General features: G+C 63.8%; 14 protein-coding genes and 2 pseudogenes. 13 read left to right on the top strand and 3 right to left on the bottom strand.

Annotation, left to right across the window (positions count from 1 at the left end; genetic code table 11):
• The 9 genes and pseudogenes from ACQKQA_RS19790 to ACQKQA_RS19750 all read left to right on the top strand — a co-directional run.
• A pseudogene (locus ACQKQA_RS19790) lies at window positions 1-86 on the top strand (DNA-binding response regulator); the annotation flags it as partial.
• Window positions 85-273, top strand: a pseudogene (gene rplS / locus ACQKQA_RS19785) (50S ribosomal protein L19); the annotation flags it as partial. The pseudogenes ACQKQA_RS19790 and rplS, both read left to right, overlap by 2 nt.
• A 91-nt stretch (window positions 274-364) precedes the next feature.
• Window positions 365-778 (top strand): acyl-CoA thioesterase, encoded by a 414-nt coding sequence (locus ACQKQA_RS19780; RefSeq protein ID WP_022642499.1) that lies wholly within the window; start codon window positions 365-367, stop codon window positions 776-778.
• A 124-nt stretch (window positions 779-902) separates the two neighbouring features.
• The gene (gene xerD, locus ACQKQA_RS19775; RefSeq protein ID WP_427561202.1) at window positions 903-1799 is read left to right on the top strand and encodes a site-specific tyrosine recombinase XerD; all 897 of its coding nucleotides are present in this window, start codon (window positions 903-905) and stop codon (window positions 1797-1799) included.
• A gap of 173 nt (window positions 1800-1972) precedes the next feature.
• Window positions 1973-2704 (top strand): thioredoxin fold domain-containing protein, encoded by a 732-nt coding sequence (locus ACQKQA_RS19770; RefSeq protein WP_427561199.1) that lies wholly within the window; start codon window positions 1973-1975, stop codon window positions 2702-2704.
• Between the two features lie 131 nt (window positions 2705-2835).
• On the top strand, window positions 2836-4140 hold the full coding sequence (locus ACQKQA_RS19765; protein ID WP_427561196.1) for a homoserine dehydrogenase: 1305 nt from the start codon (window positions 2836-2838) through the stop codon (window positions 4138-4140).
• Between the two features lie 61 nt (window positions 4141-4201).
• A complete protein-coding gene (gene thrC, locus ACQKQA_RS19760; RefSeq protein WP_427561194.1) occupies window positions 4202-5611 on the top strand; it encodes a threonine synthase in 1410 nt (469 codons plus the stop codon).
• A gap of 140 nt (window positions 5612-5751) precedes the next feature.
• On the top strand, window positions 5752-9324 hold the full coding sequence (locus tag ACQKQA_RS19755; RefSeq protein WP_427561208.1) for an ATP-binding protein: 3573 nt from the start codon (window positions 5752-5754) through the stop codon (window positions 9322-9324).
• Window positions 9325-9414: 90 nt separating this feature from the next.
• Window positions 9415-10659, top strand: a complete 1245-nt coding sequence (locus ACQKQA_RS19750; RefSeq protein WP_427561191.1) for an EAL domain-containing response regulator — start codon at window positions 9415-9417, stop codon at window positions 10657-10659.
• 8 nt (window positions 10660-10667) lie between these two features.
• Here the strand turns inward: ACQKQA_RS19750 and ACQKQA_RS19745 are convergent, their stop codons facing one another.
• Window positions 10668-11330, bottom strand: coding sequence for a response regulator (locus ACQKQA_RS19745; protein WP_427561188.1), 663 nt, complete (start codon window positions 11328-11330; stop codon window positions 10668-10670).
• 287 nt (window positions 11331-11617) lie between these two features.
• On the opposite strand from ACQKQA_RS19745, the gene ACQKQA_RS19740 reads away from it, so the two are divergent.
• On the top strand, window positions 11618-11902 hold the full coding sequence (locus ACQKQA_RS19740) for a DUF3509 domain-containing protein (protein ID WP_427561185.1): 285 nt from the start codon (window positions 11618-11620) through the stop codon (window positions 11900-11902).
• Window positions 11903-12070: 168 nt separating this feature from the next.
• Here ACQKQA_RS19740 and ACQKQA_RS19735 read toward each other — a convergent pair whose 3' ends face one another.
• Together ACQKQA_RS19735 and ACQKQA_RS19730 are read right to left on the bottom strand one after the other, a co-directional pair.
• Complete coding sequence (locus tag ACQKQA_RS19735) at window positions 12071-12958, bottom strand: TIGR02285 family protein (RefSeq protein WP_427561182.1); 888 nt, start codon at window positions 12956-12958, stop codon at window positions 12071-12073.
• 22 nt (window positions 12959-12980) lie between these two features.
• Window positions 12981-14180, bottom strand: a complete 1200-nt coding sequence (locus ACQKQA_RS19730) for a CaiB/BaiF CoA transferase family protein (RefSeq protein WP_427561179.1) — start codon at window positions 14178-14180, stop codon at window positions 12981-12983.
• A 193-nt stretch (window positions 14181-14373) separates the two neighbouring features.
• Between ACQKQA_RS19730 and ACQKQA_RS19725 the strand changes: the two genes are divergently transcribed.
• The 3 genes from ACQKQA_RS19725 (at window position 14374) to ACQKQA_RS19715 (ending at window position 17350) form a co-directional block, all read left to right on the top strand.
• Window positions 14374-14532, top strand: coding sequence for a hypothetical protein (locus ACQKQA_RS19725; protein ID WP_427561176.1), 159 nt, complete (start codon window positions 14374-14376; stop codon window positions 14530-14532).
• A gap of 64 nt (window positions 14533-14596) precedes the next feature.
• Window positions 14597-15238 (top strand): hypothetical protein, encoded by a 642-nt coding sequence (locus ACQKQA_RS19720; RefSeq protein WP_427561173.1) that lies wholly within the window; start codon window positions 14597-14599, stop codon window positions 15236-15238.
• Between the two features lie 36 nt (window positions 15239-15274).
• Window positions 15275-17350, top strand: a complete 2076-nt coding sequence (locus ACQKQA_RS19715; RefSeq protein WP_427561171.1) for a hypothetical protein — start codon at window positions 15275-15277, stop codon at window positions 17348-17350.
• Window positions 17351-17510: the final 160 nt, after the last annotated feature.

Here is a 17510-nt window from a genome sequence, read left to right as displayed (position 1 = left end):
CAGACCACAAAAAAACGATACGCGTCATGCTGATCGATTGTCGCCCTCTTGTGCTCATGGGCCTTCACGACGTGATCAATGCCAGGAGTGAACAGTGCATTCACCGTTCGTAAAATCTCCAACGGTGTTGGCGTAGAGCGTACTTTCCAGACCTACAGCCCGCAGATCGACAGCATGGCTGTCAAGCGTCGCGGCGACGTACGTAAAGCCAAGCTGTACTACCTGCGCGACCTGTCGGGTAAAGCAGCTCGCATCAAGGAAAAACTGGCCTGAGTCCAGCTTCCGATGCAGAAAAAAGCAGCCTACGGGCTGCTTTTTTGTTGCCGGTCATTTATCCCCGAATTGTGTTTCAGGCAGTAGAACCATGAGCCCCCGCGAGCAAGAAATCCAGCGCCGGACCGAGCTGTCGGTCACCCGCGTGACCAAGGCGGTGTTCCCGTCGACCACCAACCACCACAACACCCTGTTCGGCGGCACCGCGCTGGCCTGGATGGACGAAGTGTCGTTCATCGCCGCGACCCGCTTCTGCCGGTTGCCGCTGGTCACCGTGTCCACCGACCGGATCGACTTCAACCACCCGATTGCCGCGGGCTCCATCGTCGAGTTGGTAGGGCGGGTAGTGAAGGTCGGCAACACCAGCCTCAAGGTCGAGGTCGAAGTCTTCGTCGAGAGCATGAGCTGCGATGGGCGGGAAAAGGCCATTCACGGCCTGTTCAGTTTTGTCGCCATCGATGACGACAAGCGCCCGGTGCCGGTGCTGCCCGGGTTTGCAGCCTGAGGCAGGATCGATCGCAAGCAAGCCCGCTCCCTTTCCTAGAAGTAGCGGGCTATGAAAGACTGGCGACCTCTGCCCGGTTCTCTATTTTTCAGCGTGCCCCCAAGGCCGCGCCTTTCGAGTATTTATGCCTGCCATCGACCATCCCCTGATAGACCGTTTCCTCGATGCGCTCTGGCTGGAGAAGGGCCTTTCGGACAACACCCGGGAGGCGTATCGCAGTGACCTGGCGCTGTTCAACGGCTGGCTGCAGGAGCAGGGGCTGGAACTGCCGGGCGCCGGCCGCGAGCTGATCCTCGACCACCTGGCCTGGCGGGTCGAGCAAGCCTACAAACCCCGTTCGACGGCGCGTTTTCTCTCCGGGCTGCGGGGGTTCTACCGTTACCTGCTGCGGGAAAAACTGATCGCCGTCGATCCCACCCTGCAAGTCGACATGCCGCAGTTGGGGCGGCCATTGCCCAAGTCCCTGTCGGAAGCCGATGTCGAGGCCCTGCTGGCGGCTCCCGACCTGAGCGAGGCCATTGGCCAGCGCGATCGCGCCATGCTCGAAGTCCTGTACGCCTGCGGCCTGCGGGTCACCGAGCTGGTCAGCCTGACCCTGGAACAGGTCAACCTGCGCCAGGGCGTGCTGCGGGTGATGGGCAAGGGCAGCAAGGAACGCCTGGTGCCGATGGGCGAGGAAGCGATCGTCTGGGTCGAGCGCTACATGCGCGATGGCCGTGGCGAACTGCTCGGCGGGCGGCCCAGCGATGTGTTGTTCCCCAGCCTGCGCGGCGAGCAGATGACCCGCCAGACCTTCTGGCACCGGATCAAGCATCAGGCCAAGGTCGCCGGAATCGGCAAGTCGCTGTCGCCGCACACCCTGCGACACGCTTTCGCCACCCATTTGCTGAACCACGGCGCCGACCTGCGGGTGGTGCAGATGCTGCTCGGCCACAGCGACCTGTCGACCACCCAGATCTACACCCATGTCGCCCGTGCCCGCCTGCAGGATTTGCATGCCAAGCACCATCCGCGCGGTTGATGTATAGCCGGCAACGGCTATCCGGGCATCGGTAAACGGGCTTGGTTCAGCGGGAGCCCGCCAGGTGGGCCTTATGTGATAGGCTTTGCCGGTTTACAGAGTGGGCCGTTACGACCCGGTGTTCCAAGTACGGGCGTTCTGACCGTCCCATTTGTCCGCCTCCAGGAGTTCCCATGCGCGTGACCCAGATTTTCGCCGCCGCAGCCATTGCGTTGGTCAGTACCTTTGTCATGGCCGATGACGCCGCCGAAAAAGCGATTCGCCAGAGCCTTCAGGGCCTGCAACTCGAAGTCCCGGTAGAAAGCATCAGCGCCAGCCCGCTGCCGGGCCTGTATGAAGTCAAGCTCAAGGGTAGCCGCGTGCTGTACGCCAGCGCCGATGGCCAGTTCGTGATGCAGGGCTACCTGTTCCAGCTCAAGGACGGCAAGCCGGTCAACCTGACCGAAAAGACCGAGCGCCAGGGCATCGCCAAGCTGATCAATGGCATTCCGGTGGCTGAAACCGTGGTCTATCCCGCCGTCGGCGAAACCAAGACCCACATCACCGTCTTCACCGACACCACCTGCCCGTACTGCCACAAGCTGCACGCCGAAGTGCCCGAACTGAACAAGATGGGCGTGGAAGTGCGTTACGTCGCCTTCCCGCGTCAGGGCCTGGGCTCGCCGGGCGACGAGCAGTTGCAGGCGGTCTGGTGCTCGGCCGACAAGAAAGCGGCCATGGACAAGATGGTCGATGGCAAGGAGATCAAGGCGGCCAAATGCGCCAACCCGGTTTCCAAGCAGTTCGCCCTGGGCCAGTCGATCGGTGTGAACGGTACGCCGGCCATCGTTTTGGCCGACGGCCAAGTGATTCCGGGCTACCAGCCTGCGCCACAAGTCGCCAAACTGGCGCTGGGCGCGAAATAATCCTGCGTCGTCGAGACTTTGACGACCATGGCGCGGCGGTTGTGGCCGCCGTGCCATTAATAGAGAGCCGTGTGGTTTGCGGCTGTTTTCCACGGCCGACCTAGTGTCGGCCGTTTCATGGGGAGTTCAGAGTGAATCCGGTCAAAGTGGGCATCTGTGGGCTGGGTACCGTCGGTGGCGGTACCTTCAATGTACTTCAGCGCAACGCCGAGGAAATTGCTCGTCGTGCCGGGCGTGGAATCGAAGGGGCAAAAATGCCAATGCGCACGCCAAAGCCTCAGTACCACACGACCGGTATTGCGATTACCAACGATGTGTTCGAAGTGGCCACGAACCCTGAGATCGACATCGTCATAGAGCTGATGGGCGGCTATACCGTTGCCCGCGAGCTGGTACTCAAGGCTATCGAGCATGGCAAGCATGTGGTCACCGCCAACAAGGCGCTTATCGCGGTACACGGTAACGAAATCTTCGCCAAGGCCCGTGAGAAGGGCGTGATCGTGGCGTTCGAGGCCGCCGTGGCTGGCGGCATCCCGGTCATCAAGGCGATCCGCGAAGGCCTGTCGGCCAACCGGATCAACTGGCTGGCCGGCATCATCAACGGTACGGGCAACTTCATCCTCACCGAAATGCGCGAGAAGGGCCGCACCTTCGAGGACGTGCTGGCCGAGGCCCAGGCCCTGGGTTACGCCGAAGCCGACCCGACCTTCGACGTCGAAGGCATCGACGCGGCGCACAAGCTGACCATCCTGGCGTCCATCGCCTTCGGCATCCCGCTGCAGTTCGACAAGGCCTACACCGAAGGCATCACCAAGCTGACCACCGCCGACGTGAACTACGCCGAGGCCCTGGGCTACCGCATCAAGCACCTGGGCGTGGCGCGCCGCACCGAGGCCGGCTTCGAACTGCGGGTGCACCCGACGCTGATCCCGGCCGACCGCCTGATCGCCAACGTCAACGGGGTGATGAACGCGGTGATGGTCAACGGCGATGCTGCCGGTTCCACCCTGTTCTACGGCGCCGGCGCCGGCATGGAGCCGACCGCTTCGTCGGTGATCGCCGACCTGGTGGACGTGGTTCGCGCCATGACCAGTGACCCGGAGAACCGTGTGCCGCACCTGGCGTTCCAGCCGGACTCGCTGTCGGCGCACCCGATCCTGCCGATCGAGGCCTGCGAAAGCGCCTACTACCTGCGGATCCAGGCCAAGGATCATCCGGGCGTGCTGGCCCAGGTGGCGAGCATCCTCTCGGAGCGCGGCATCAACATCGAATCGATCATGCAGAAAGAGGTCGAGGAACACGACGGCCTGGTGCCGATGATCCTGCTGACCCACCGGGTGGTGGAACAGCGCATCAACGATGCGATCACCGCCCTGGAAGCCCTGCAGGGCGTGGACGGCCCCGTCGTGCGGATCCGCGTCGAGCACCTGAACTAATCCGTGTCGTTGCAGGAGCCCCGGCGGCTCCTGCCTGAGAACTCTTTTTAAGGAGCCAGTCATGCGTTACATCAGCACCCGCGGCCAGGCACCGGCCCTGAATTTCGAAGATGTCCTGCTGGCCGGCCTGGCCAGCGACGGCGGCCTGTACGTGCCGGAAAACCTGCCACGTTTCACCCAGGAAGAAATCGCTTCCTGGGCCGGCCTGCCGTACCACGAGCTGGCGTTCCGGGTGATGCGCCCGTTCGTCACCGGCAGCATTCCGGATGCCGACTTCAAGAAAATCCTCGAAGAAACCTACGGCGCGTTTTCCCACAACGCCATTGCCCCGCTGCGCCAGCTGAACGGCAACGAATGGGTGCTGGAGCTGTTCCACGGCCCGACCCTGGCGTTCAAGGACTTCGCCCTGCAACTGCTGGGTCGCCTGCTGGACTACGTGCTGGAGAAGCGCGGCGAGCGCGTGGTGATCATCGGCGCCACCTCCGGTGACACCGGTTCGGCGGCCATCGAAGGCTGCAAGCGTTGCGACAACGTCGATATCTTCATCCTGCACCCGCACAACCGCGTGTCCGAAGTGCAGCGCCGGCAGATGACCACTATTCTCGGCGAGAACATCCACAACATTGCCATCGAAGGCAACTTCGACGACTGCCAGGAAATGGTCAAGGCCAGCTTCGCCGACCAGGGTTTCCTCAAGGGCACGCGCCTGGTGGCGGTGAACTCGATCAACTGGGCGCGGATCATGGCCCAGATCGTCTACTACTTCCACGCGGCCCTGCAACTGGGCGGTCCGGCGCGTTCGGTGGCGTTCTCGGTGCCGACCGGCAACTTCGGCGATATCTTCGCCGGTTACCTGGCGCGCAACATGGGCCTGCCGATCAACCAGCTGATCGTCGCCACCAACCGCAATGACATCCTGCACCGCTTCATGAGCGGCAACCAGTACGTCAAGGAAACCCTGCACGCGACCCTGTCGCCGTCGATGGACATCATGGTCTCGTCGAACTTCGAACGCCTGCTGTTCGATCTGCACGGCCGTAACGGCGCCGCCCTGGCCGAGCTGATGGAAACCTTCAAGCAAGGCGGCGGCTTCAGCGTCGAGCAGGAGCGCTGGACCGAAGCCCGCAAGCTGTTCGACTCCCTGGCCGTGGACGATGCGCAGACCTGCGAGACCATCGCCGATGTCTTCGCCCAGACCGGCGAGGTGCTGGACCCGCACACCGCAATCGGGGTGAAGGCCGCCCGCGAATGCCGTCGCAGTCTGGACATCCCGATGGTGGTGCTGGGCACCGCGCATCCGGTGAAGTTCCCGGACGCGGTGGAGCAGGCCGGTGTCGGCAAGGCCCTGGCATTGCCGGCGCACCTGTCCGACCTGTTCGAGCGCGAAGAGCGTTGCACCGTCCTGGCCAACGACCTGAAGGCGGTCCAGGCCTTTGTCAGCCAGCACGGCAATCGCGGCAAACCGCTTTGATCGAGTGACGCCGATCGATCACAAGGCCCGTCTCTGACGGGCTTTGTCTTTTCATGCACAGGCTGTTTTCGCGGCGCGCCTTCAAGAACAGGGCTCAAGGACAGGGCCGCGACGCAGGGAGGCTCATTCACAGGATGCTTATGTTACTGCGCCCGGTTTTCCGTTCACTGCTGGTTTTGACGATGCTGCTGTCGGCCCCGTGCCTCGAGGCGGCGCAGAACCTGCCCTTCAAACTGGTGCCGGCCTTCGTCGAACTGCCACCGCTGCTCCTGGTGCCGGCCGAACGCCAGTGGCTGGCGGGCCGCGGCCAGTTGAAGGCGGGCATTTCGATCGATGACTACCAGCCGATCGATATCACTCGCGATCGCAACCGTTACCAGGGTATCAGCGCCGACTACCTGAGCCTGGTCGGCGAGCGCCTGGGGGTGTCCCTGGAGGTCCTGGGGTTCTCCGAGCGCGAGCAGGCGGTGGAGGCGCTGCGCACGGGGGTGATCGACATTCTGACCAGCGCCAACGGCTACGAGCGTGGGGTCGCCGGGCTGCACTTTTCCAGCGACTACATGCCCGACCGGGCGGTCGTGGTGGTGCGCCGGGACGAAGCCGAGACCCCCGAGGACCTGGCCGGCAAGAAGGTGGTGCTGGTGGAGGGCTATGCCAACGCGAAGATCGCCCACGAGGCTTATCCCCAGAGCCGGCTCATGCTGTCGCCCAATCTGTACAGCGGCCTGGAAGCCCTGAATCAGGGGGATGTGGATGCCTTTATCGGCAACGAGGTGATAGTGCGCGCCTACCAGGCGCTGCGCCCTTACCTGGGCTTGCAGATCCGCACGGAAAGCCGTCTGCCGCCAGTAGGTTTCGCCTTCGCCACGCGCCAGAGCGACCCGCTGCTGGGGCGCATGATCGAACGGGCGCTGGGGAGCATCGACGACTCCACCCGCCGGGAGATCCTCGCCCGCTGGACCACCGGACTGGGCGCCAGTACCAGCGACGAGCGGATCGAGCTGAGCCAGAAGGAGCGCGCCTGGTTGCTTGAACACCAGCACGTGGTGGTGGCGTCCCAGCAGTTCCCCCCTTACATGTTCAAGGACAAGGACGGGCAGTGGGTCGGGCTGAATATCGACCTGCTCAACCGGATTTCGCGCATGACCGGCCTGCAGTTCGTCCAGGAGGAAACCTTCTCCACGGCCCATACCCTGGACCTGCTGCTCAAGGGCCGGGCGCAGATGAACAGCACCTTGTCGGCCAACGACGAGCGCTGCGGCTTCCTGGAGTTCACCCATACCTTTGGCGGTGCGGCCTGGGTGTTCGTGGTCCGCGCCGACGACGTCCAGGTCGATACCCTCAAGCAATTGGCGGGCAAGGTGCTGGCGCTGCCGGCCAAGCACGCGCTGGAAGGCTACATTCGGCAAAACCATCCGCAGATCCGGTTGCGTTCGGTGGCTACCTACGCCGAGGCGCGCGCCCTGGTGGCCAGCGGCGAGGCCGACGCCACTATCCAGAACGAGGTCGAGGTACAGGGCTATCCGGAGGACGGGCTGCGCATCGGCCGTAGCGTCGAGGGCCTGTGGGCGGCGGACCAGTTGTCGGTGCGCCGGGACCAGCCCGAACTGCTGAGTATCCTCAACAAGGCCCTGGAAGCCTTCCCGGTGGCCGAGCTGGGCGCCATTCGCCTGAAATGGCTGGGGGTGACCCCGGTGCCGGTGCCCATGTGGCAGCGGGTGCCGATGTGGATCTACTGGGCCACCTTCACCGCCATTCTGTTCGGTCTGCTGTCCCTGGCCTGGAGCACCCGGCTCAAGGCGCAGATCCGCCAGCGGCTGCAAGCCGAGCGCCGGCTCAACGACCAGTTGGCGTTCAAGCGCGCTTTGCTCGACGGTATCCCCAACCCGATATTCGTCCGCGACCTGGACGGGCGCCTGATCACCTGCAACAAGAGCTATGAGACCCAGACCGGCATGCGCCTGGAGGACGTCCGGGGGCGCCGCCTGACCGAGCTGGATGTGTTGCCGCAAGCCACGGCCAGGCAGTTGCACCTCGAACTCATGGCGCAACTGGAGTCCCAGGAGCCGGTGTTCGTCGATCGCCAGATCGAGTCCAGAAGGGGCCCGGTGCAGGTCTATCAATGGACGGTGCCGTTCTACAGTGCCCAGGGTGAGTTGCAGGGCCTGTTGGGGGGCTGGATCGACATCACCGAGCGCAAGCGCCTCGAGGAACAATTGCTGGAGGCACGGCGCGCGGCGGACCAGGCGAACTACGCGAAAAGCGCCTTTCTCTCGACCATGAGCCACGAGATCCGCACGCCGATGAACGCCATCATCGGTTTGCTGGAGCTGGAAAAGGAACAGGCGCAGCTGCGCGGCCTGCCGTTTTCGGATGCGTTGCGCGTGGCCTATCAGTCGGCGCAGGAGCTGATCGGCCTGGTGGGCGACAACCTCGACCTGGCCAAGATCGAGGCCGGGCACATGCAGCTGGCGCCGCAAACCGTGGCCCTGCGCGGCTTCTTCGACGACATCCTGCAACTGTTCGACGCCACCGCGCGCGGCAAGGGGCTGCACCTGACCCTGGCCTTCGACAGGGCGGCAGAGGGGTTCTACTGGCTCGACCCGTTGCGTCTGCGCCAGGTGCTGCACAACCTGTTGAGCAATGCCCTGAAGTTCACTCAGGCTGGCGAAGTGCGGATGTCCGTCGAACGCCAGGCCGATGAACAGGGCGTCGATCGCTTGTGCATCAGTGTCGCCGACAGCGGGCCGGGCATCAGCCTGGAGCAGCAGGCGCGGCTGTTCGACCCCTTTATCCAGGCCCATGTGCAGACGGCGGCGGAGCCGGGCGGAACCGGCCTGGGCCTGAGCATCTGCAAGCAGTTGGTGGAACTGATGGGCGGGCGCATCCGACTGCACAGCGAACCCGGCATCGGCACCACCGTGACCCTCGAACTCTACCCGGAACAGGTGACCGGGGACTTCAGCCAGGCGCCGCCACTGGCTGCCGAGCGCCCCCAGAGTCGGCGCATGGCGGTGCTGGTGGTGGACGACCTGCGGGCCAATCGCATGGTGCTCAGCCAGCAACTGATGTTCCTCGGGCACAAGGTGGTGGCGCTCGACAGCGCCGAAGCGGCGCTGGCGCGCTGGCAGGGCGAGGCCTTCGACCTGGTGCTGACCGACTGCCAGATGCCGGGCATGAGCGGTTATCAGCTCAGCGAGGCGATACGCCAGATCGAGGCCCGGGAAGGGCGCAGCGCCTGCCCGCTGATCGGCTGCACGGCCAATGCCTTCGAGGATGAGCAGCAGCGCTGTGCCCAGGCCGGCATGGATGAGCTGCTGGTCAAGCCGGTGACCCTGGACCGCCTGGCCCAGGTGCTGGCGCGCTTCCTGCCGCCGCCGTCCTTCGATATCCAGACCCTGCGCACCATGACCCAGGCGGACGAGCCGGTCCTGCAACGCATGCTGCGCGAGCTGTGGAACAACCTGGCCCAGGAACGGACCGCCCTGGAGTCGGCGGTGCTGGCGTGGGACTGGGACCGTATCGGCGCCTCTACCCACCGCCTGAAAGGGGTGTGCTGCCTGATCGACGCACTGCCACTGGCCCAGGTCTGCCTGGACCTGGAAGCCGTGGTGCGCTCCCGGGCCACGGAAGAACTGGCGCCGCACTGGCTGCGGCTCAAGGTCGCCATCGGTGGCTTGCGCGAGGATATCGAGCCGTATCTGGGGGATTAGGACTTGTCTTATGGGGTGCTGAGAACTTTCTGAATAACGTAGCGTCCCGCTGCGGATTCTCGCTGCGCTTGCCGTACCGGAGGTCGTTTCATGCACAGATTGAAAGTGCTCGTTCTTGAAGACAATTCGTTCCAGCTGATGGCCCTGCACCAGATGCTCAACGCCAATGGCGTGTTCAACGTGTTGAACGCCGAAAGCGTTGCCGCCGCCCGGCAATCCCTGGACAGCAAGGGGCCGGTGGATATCGCCATCTGCGATCTGTACCTGGAGCAGGCCGACGGCCTGGAACTGATCCGTTACCTGGCCCGGGAGCAGCGGGCGAAGGCGCTGATCATCCTCAGCGATGCCCAGGCGGATGTCCGCGAAGGCGCTGCGGCCATGGCCCGGGAGCAGGGCCTGAAAGTGCTGGGATGTTTGCCCAAGCCGGCCTCGGTGACCCTGGTCAACGAGCTGCTGAACCTGTACCAGCAGTGTTTCGAACCCGGCCCGCAGGCCCTGTCGCTGGCCCAGGTCCGGGAAACCCTGGCGCTGGATGTGTTCCAGGCGCAGGCGCCAAGCGCCGAGGAGGGGCAGGCGGCGGTAGGGCGCCACGGCGTCGCGTATTTTCAGCCGGTGGTCGGCCAGAGCGGTGAAGTCCAGGGCGTCGAGGCGCTGGCGCGCTGGCAGCACCCGGAACATGGCCTGATGCTGCCCGCCGAGTTCCTGCCGGTCATCGAGTCCGCCGGGCTGCAAGAGGCCTTCACCTGGCTGATGCTGGAGCAGGCCCTGCAGCTGTCGGCCGGTGTGCGCCTGGTCATGGGCCGCTCCCTGGCCATCGCGGTGAACATCCCGGTGGGCATGCTGGAGTTGCCGAACTTCTCGCGCCAGCTGGAAGCCCTGTTGCGCCGTTTCGAGGTGCCGGCGCGCCTGCTGACCCTGGAACTGGTCGAGACCACCGAACTGCAGACCGATACCGCCCATGTGGAGGCTCTGCTGCGCCTGCGCCTGATCGGCTGCAAGCTGTCCATTGGCGACTTCGGCACTGGCGGCACCAGCCTGCAGCGTCTGCTGGAGTTGCCCTTCACCGAGCTGAAGATCCCTCCGGCCTTCGTGTGCGGGCTGGCCGACGACGAGCGCAAGGCGGCGGTGGTGGCGGGAGCCATGAGCATGGCCCAGCGCATGTCCCTGGGGGTGGTGCTGGCCGGGATCGAGAGCGCCGCCGACTACCAGGCGGCCAACAAGTTGGGGCAGGCGCGCCTGCAAGGCTGTTTTATCGCCGAGCCCATGAGCGCGGTCGAGGTGCGGCAATGGATCGCCCAGCGCTTGTGTGACGACTTCGATAAGGCGGCGGGCTGAGCCCGGAGTCAGGCGAGCCCGTGTTCCTGTACGTAGATGTACAGGGCTGCGGCGCTGGATAGGCCGAGCTTGCGCATCGCGCTGACCTTCTGGGTGCTGACGGTCTTTTTGCTGCGGCTGAGCCGGGCGGCGATTTCCCCGACTGTCATTCCGGCTGCCAGCAGGCGGATGACCTCCAGTTCCCGGGGCGACAGTTGTTCCCCGGACAGCAGGCGGTCCGGGCCGACCTCGCCCGCCAGGCTGAGCAGTTGCCGGATGGCCTGGGCGACGAACACCTGGCCACGCCGCGCATGGGCGATTGCCGCGGGCAGTTCATCGGCCAGGCTGGCCTTGCTCAGCAGGCCCATGACGCCCAGGTCGAGAATTGAGCGGAACAGCCCGGCATTGTTGAGCATGGTCACCACCACCACTGGCAGTTGCGGATGGTGCCGGCGCACCTGCTCGATCAGGCGCAGGCCGTCGTTCTGCTGCTCCCCGGGCATCATGAAGTCGGTGACCAGCAGGTCGCACGGGCGGCTTTGCAGCAGCTCGCCGAGCTCGGTGGGAGAGCTGGCTTCGCCGACGATCTCCAGGTGCTCGTCGCGCTCCAGGACAGCGCGCAAACCGATGAGAAAGATCGGGTGATCGTCGGCCAGGACGATTTTCAGTTGTTGCTTGGACGTCGGGTTCAAGAGTCGCTCCGGTGACAAGGCAGCATTTCGCACAGGCCCTAAATCGGGCGACAGTGCGCGTCGGGCTTTGCAAACCACTCGTGGGGCGGCCCCCATGGCCAGCCGATTCTAGTCTGATATGGAGTGTTTTTTATCTGTCATCTTTTGCGGGCATGCTGGATCGACTCAGGTCGGCAACCGGCAGCGGTTGCGAACTTTCTTCTCTGGGCGATAGTCACTTGAATGTCAGAAAGCTACCGGCATTCGTACATACGAGCCTTAATTCGAGCGATTGAGTGGTGATCGAGATGGAAAGTATCAGCCTATTGTTGGGTGAAGCTTTGAGCCCGTATCAGGTAACCCTGACCCCGCGCACGCAGGGTGAATGTCTGGTGACCCTGAAGAATGCCCTGGGGGCCATAGTGGTCGAACGTGAGTTCAGCCAGGCCCAGTTGACCGACAAGCGCCTGCTGACCGATGTCGTCGACGGTCTGCATCGCGATGTCCTGATTGCCGAAGGCCGCCTGGAGCCCTGTGTCATTGCCGCCTTGCGCAATGTGGCCCGGGAGAAGGCATTCGAGAGCGCCCGCTGACGGAATTTTTTCGGGAACCTTAGCCGTTGGCCAGCCGTCAGACCCTGGGTAACAGGATCGAGCATTGTGCTCCGGTGTTCGTCGCCTGTCGCACGGGTCTGGTTCCAGACCACGTTTAACCCCGGGTTGTCTTCCCACGACTCGGGGTTTCTTTTTGCCTGCTGTTTTTCAGTGCTGCGGTGTATCGCGGAAAAACGCCTGGGAATCGCTGCGGTATTGCTCGCGCTGTGACGGCTCCAGCCATTGCGCATAGAGCTCCAGCAGGGTGTCCGGGCGCAGCTCGAGCAACGCCCGGTTGATGCGTTCCACGGCTCGTCGGCCCTGGGGCGTGTTCGAGCAGCCGACGTGCACCGATTGGTACCTGGGCATGCCCTGGATCGGGTAGAACACCAGGCTGTCCGGATCGATGCCCTGCTGGCGCGCCAGGAAGCGAATCTCCGACTGGTAGCCGAGCAGGGCATTGAGGCGCCCGTGGTGTTGCATCTGCAGCAGGTTGCCGATGGCGCTGTTGCCGTAATGGGCGATCAGCGTGCCGGGCGGTGCCTGTTTGAGCAGGCTGTCGATCTGCTGGCCATAACTGCGCTCGCCCACCACCCCCACGTTGTGCAAGGCGCTGGCCAGCAGCGCGCTCAAGTCGATCTGGCCGTCGTGGATGAACGGCAGCAGGCCGGGGCGGTCCTGGCGGCGCACGGCCAGGCCGTTGCTGAACACCCGGAAGCTGGTGATGGAAAAGGCCAGCCACTGGCCCCGCTGCGGGGTGAACACCAGCGCCGGATCGCAGACGAAGGGCAGTTCCCGGAGCATCTGCATGCCCCGGGCGCGGTTGACGTAGACGGTCTGGTGGTCGTACTCCGGCAGGCTGGCCATCAGCGTGGGCAAGGCCTGGTCGATCACCCCCCGGCCTTTCTGCGGGCCTTCGGAGATCGTCATGGGCGGCAGGTCGCGCACCACCCAGATCAGGGTCTCCCTGGCCTGGCTGAGCGGTGACCAGATCGCGAGCACCAGCACCAGCAGCAGCGACAGCAGGCCGCTGAATCTTGTCGATAAAACCGTCATTACCAGGAAATTGTGTCCTAAGTCAGATCGCACCGCCGTCACGCAAAGCCTCGATCTGTCGGGGGCTGTAGCCCAGGTCGCCCAGTACCTGGGCATTGTGCTCGCCGAGCGCGGGGCCGACCCATTCGGACGAACCTGGCGTTTCCGAGAGTTTCGGCACGATTCCCGGCATCTTGAATGGCTTGCCGTCCGGCAGTCGGGCCTGGAGGAACATTTCCCGGGCGAGGAACTGCGGGTCGCTGAACATGTCCTCGGCGCTGAAGATCCGGCTGGCGGGGACTTCCGCCTGGTTCAGCAATTCGAGCACGCGCTCCAGCGGCAGGGAATTGACCCAGCGATCGATGACTCCGTACAGCTCGTCGCGGCGGCTGTCGCGGCCATCGTTGCTGGCCAGGGCCGGGTCGTTGGCCAGGTCGTCGCGCCCGATCACCTGCATGAAGCGCTTGAAGATCGCATCGCCGTTGGCGCCGATCTGCACATGCTTGCCATCGGCGCTGGTGTGGATGGAGGAGGGGGTGATGCCGGGCATGATGTTGCCGGTGCGTTCGCGGATGAAGCCGAAGACGTCGAACTCCGGGACCATGCTTTCCATCATGGCGAAGATCGCTTCGTACAGCGCCACGTCCACCACCTGGCCCTGGCCGCCGTTGACCTCGCGGTGCCGCAGGGCCATCAGCGCGCCGATCACGCCCCAGAGGGCGGCAATCGAGTCGCCGATGGAAATGCCGGTGCGCACCGGCGGGCGGTCCTCGAAACCGGTGATGTAACGCAGCCCGCCCATGGATTCGCCCACTGCGCCGAAACCGGGCTGGTCCTTCATCGGCCCGGTCTGGCCGAAGCCCGACAGGCGCACCATCACCAGCTTGGGGTTCAGGGCGTGCAGGGTGTCCCAGCCCAGGCCGAGTTTCTCCAGGACCCCGGGGCGGAAGTTCTCGATCAGGATGTCGGCTTCCGCCAGCAGCTTCTTCAGCACCTCCAGGCCGTCCGGGTGCTTGAGGTTCAGGGTCAGGGACTTCTTGTTGCGCGCCTGGACGAACCACCACAGCGAGGTGCCTTCATACAGCTTGCGCCACTTGCGCAGCGGGTCGCCGCCATCCGGCGATTCGACCTTGACCACCTCGGCACCGAATTCGGCGCAGATACGCGAGGCGAACGGGCCGGCGATCAGGGTGCCGAGTTCTATCACTTTCAATCCGGCGAGGGGTTTGCTGGGGCTGTTCATGGGGTATCCGCTGGGCAGGAAAATCCGTCTAGCCTAGACCATTGATCGCCATTAAGGCAGGACTTGGCCGCGGCCTTTCTCTATTATTTCTGCGACCTGTTCGGAGCAGTCGAGCTTCTCATTATCACTACCAAGGGGTTTAATGGCGCCGCTTGAGAAAGCGGCGATCACAGACGGGTATCTGTGCCTCGTGATGCCGTTCGATGTTTCTCGAGGAGCGGGTAACTCCGGCTTTCTGAAAAGCTATGCTCTCAAGGCTCTGGATGCCGAGTTGCGTGAGGCCGGGATAGTCGCCAACGACACCAGCGCGGACAGCGTGCTGGCGCGCCTCAAGGACCGTGGCAAGTCCTGATTCACCATTGTTGTAAGGGCTGGGCCGGTTGGCCTTGTCCGGCATTTTCAGGGATAGGAAAGCAATGGAAATTTTCCTGCAAACAGTATTGTCGTTCCCCACGGTGGTGTTCAGCTTCATGCTGTGCCTGGCAGTGATCTACTGGGCGGTGGTGGCGCTGGGCATGGTCGAGGTCGACCTGCTGGACTTCGAGGCCGACTCGCTGCTCGAAGGCGGCTCGGCCACCGAAGGCCTGGCCGGGCTACTGATCAAGTTCAAGCTCAACGGGGTGCCTGTCACCCTGGTGCTGACCCTGCTGATGTTCTTCAGCTGGTTCCTGACCTATTTTGCCGAACTCTATGTGCTCAGCCATCTGGCCCTGGGCTGGCTGCGTTATCCCCTGGGGTTGCTGCTGGCGGTGTTCGCCCTGTTCCTGGCGGCGCCCGTCAGCGCGGCAATCTGCCGCCCGCTGCGTCCACTGTTTCACAAGATGGAAGCCACCAGCAGCCAGTCGGTGTTGGGGCAGACCGCTGTGGTGCGTAGCGGCAGAGTCACCCGGGAGCATGGCGAAGCCGTGCTCGAGAACGGCGGCGCGGGCCTGATCCTGCGTGTGCGTGCCGACGAGGCACAAGCTTTCAAACGCGGCGATCGCGTCGTGTTACTGGAGTATCTGGAGGCGCAACACGCCTATCGGGTCATTACCGAGGATGAGTTTCGCGGCCTCTGAGCCCGGGCTTCCTCAGAATCAAAGGAGATTGATTGCATGAGTTTACCGTCGCTGCTGCCCATCCTGCTCGGGGTCGGCCTTGTCGTTCTGGTGGTGTTCGGCCTGCTGGCCCTGTTCAAGGCCTTCTACATCAAGGTCCCTCAAGGCACGGCGCTGATCGTCAACGACATGTCGTCGATCCCCAAGGTGCATTTCACCGGCGCTCTGGTGTACCCGGTTATCCATCTCAAGGAGTTCATGCGTATCTCGCTGATCACCCTGGAAGTCGACCGTCGGGCCAAGGATGGTCTGATCTGCCGCGACAACATGCGGGCGGACATCACCGTGGCTTTCTACCTGCGGGTCAATGAAACCCAGGAAGACGTGCTCAAGGTGGCCAAGGCCATTGGCGTCGACCGAGCCTCCGACCGCGCTGCGGTCAACGAACTGTTCAACGCCAAGTTCTCCGAAGCGCTGAAAACCGTGGGCAAGCAGTTTGACTTCGTCCAGCTGTTCGAAAATCGCCAGGACTTCCGTGACCGGATCATCGAGATCATCGGCAACGACCTCAATGGCTATGTGCTGGAAGACGTGGCCATCGACTACCTGGAACAGACAGCCAAGCAATCCCTGGATCCAAGTAACATTCTCGACGCCGAGGGTATCCGCAAGATCACCGAGCTGACTGCGGCGCAGAACGTCATCACCAACGAGCTGGAGCGCAACCAGGAACTGGCGATCCAGAAGAAGAACGTCGAAACCCGCGAGGCCTCGCTGTCCCTCGAACGTCAGCAGGCCGATGCCGAAGCGCGGCAGAAGCGCGAGATCGAAACCATCCGTGCCCGCGAGGAAGCCGAGACTGCTAAGGTCAAGGAAGAGGAGCGCCTGAAGGCCGAACAGGCACGGATCCAGGCCCAGCAGGAAATCGACGTACGTACCGAGAACCATCAGCGCGAAGTCGAGGTGGCCCAGCAGAACCGCCAGCGGGCAGTCGTCATCGAGGTGGAGAAAGTCACCCGCGCCAAGGATCTGGAAGTGGTGGCTCGCGAGCGCGAAGTGGAGCTGCAACGCATCGAGAAAGAAAAGGCCCTGGAAGAGCAACGCAAGAACATTGCCACGGTGATCCGCGAGCGGGTCGCCGTGGAGAAGACCGTGGCCCAGGAAGAAGAACGGATCAAGGAAGTGCGCGAGGTCTCCGAGGCCGAGCGCGCCAAGCAAGTGGTGGTGATCCAGGCCCAGGCCGAGGCCGAGCAGGATCTGGTGCGCCAGGTCAAACAGGCCGAAGCCGACGAAACCCGCTCCAAGCACAAGGCGGTGGAGATCAACAACCTGGCCCAGGCCGAGCTGGAAGCCGCCGCCAAGCAGGCCGAGGCGAAGAAACGCCTGGCCGAAGGCCTGGAAGCCGAGCGCGCCGCGCCCGGCCTGGCTGATGCCCGCGTGTTGGAAATCACCGCCGCAGCCCAGGAAAAAGAAGGCCTGGCCCAAGCCCGCGTACGCACCGAGCAGTTGATTGCCGAAGCCCGTGGCGAGCAGGAAAAAGGCCTGGCCGACGCACGGATCATGGAAGCCCAGGCCGCGGCCAAGGAGAAGGATGGCCTGGCGGAAGCCAAGGTCATGGAAGAGAAGCTCGGAGCCCAGGCCCGTGGCGAAGAGCAACTGGGCTCGGCCAAGGCCAAGGCCACCAAGGACCTGGGTTCGGCCGAAGCCGAAGTGCTGCTGCAGCGTCTGAACGCTGAAGCCGAAGGTCTTGGCAAGAAGTTCGGTGCCCTGGATTCCCTCAGCGATAGCGCTCGTCAGCACGAAGAGTTCCGCATGCAACTGGAGAAGAACTTCGAGGAAGCGATGGCTGCCATCGCGGCCAACAAGGACATCGCCAAGGAGCAGGCCGAAGTGCTGTCCGCTGCCCTCGGCAAGGCCAAGATCGAGATCGTCGGCGGCGAAGGCGACTTCTTCAACTCCTTTGCCAAGTCGCTGTCGGTGGGCAAGGCCATCGAGGGCGTGGTGGGCAAGAGCCCGGTGGTCCAGGACATCCTGGCACGCCTGCTCAATGGCAAGAGCGCCCCGGTCGTAGCCGCCGAACTGGCTGCCGCGGCTGTCACGCGCAAGGTCGACGCTCCGTCCACCGAAGCCTGAGAGGCCTGGCCACACCTGATTCACCAGGCCCACCCGATCCTGCCGCCGCCGTTTTTCCCCTGGCGGTAACAGGACGGGTGTCAGGTTGCAGGTTTCAGGTATAGGGCTCCAGGTATAGGGCTCCAGGTTCCAGGAGCCCGCTTTTTTTGCACACCGCCGT

This window comes from Pseudomonas sp. NPDC089530 (assembly GCF_050280705.1).
Classification (GTDB): Bacteria; Pseudomonadota; Gammaproteobacteria; order Pseudomonadales; family Pseudomonadaceae; genus Aquipseudomonas.
This window is presented reverse-complemented; position numbering and strand designations above follow the sequence as displayed.

Bases quoted from the DNA above. Each gene is read 5' to 3' on its own strand.
- ACQKQA_RS19780 (WP_022642499.1), top strand. From the start codon at position 365: ATGAGCCCCCGCGAGCAAGAAATCCAGCGCCGGACCGAGCTGTCGGTC.
- xerD (WP_427561202.1), top strand. From the start codon at position 903: ATGCCTGCCATCGACCATCCCCTGATAGACCGTTTCCTCGATGCGCTC.
- ACQKQA_RS19770 (WP_427561199.1), top strand. From the start codon at position 1,973: ATGCGCGTGACCCAGATTTTCGCCGCCGCAGCCATTGCGTTGGTCAGT.
- thrC (WP_427561194.1), top strand. From the start codon at position 4,202: ATGCGTTACATCAGCACCCGCGGCCAGGCACCGGCCCTGAATTTCGAA.
- ACQKQA_RS19755 (WP_427561208.1), top strand. From the start codon at position 5,752: ATGTTACTGCGCCCGGTTTTCCGTTCACTGCTGGTTTTGACGATGCTG.
- ACQKQA_RS19750 (WP_427561191.1), top strand. From the start codon at position 9,415: ATGCACAGATTGAAAGTGCTCGTTCTTGAAGACAATTCGTTCCAGCTG.
- ACQKQA_RS19740 (WP_427561185.1), top strand. From the start codon at position 11,618: ATGGAAAGTATCAGCCTATTGTTGGGTGAAGCTTTGAGCCCGTATCAG.
- ACQKQA_RS19735 (WP_427561182.1), bottom strand. From the start codon at position 12,958: ATGACGGTTTTATCGACAAGATTCAGCGGCCTGCTGTCGCTGCTGCTG.
- ACQKQA_RS19730 (WP_427561179.1), bottom strand. From the start codon at position 14,180: ATGAACAGCCCCAGCAAACCCCTCGCCGGATTGAAAGTGATAGAACTC.
- ACQKQA_RS19725 (WP_427561176.1), top strand. From the start codon at position 14,374: ATGCCGTTCGATGTTTCTCGAGGAGCGGGTAACTCCGGCTTTCTGAAA.
- ACQKQA_RS19720 (WP_427561173.1), top strand. From the start codon at position 14,597: ATGGAAATTTTCCTGCAAACAGTATTGTCGTTCCCCACGGTGGTGTTC.
- ACQKQA_RS19715 (WP_427561171.1), top strand. From the start codon at position 15,275: ATGAGTTTACCGTCGCTGCTGCCCATCCTGCTCGGGGTCGGCCTTGTC.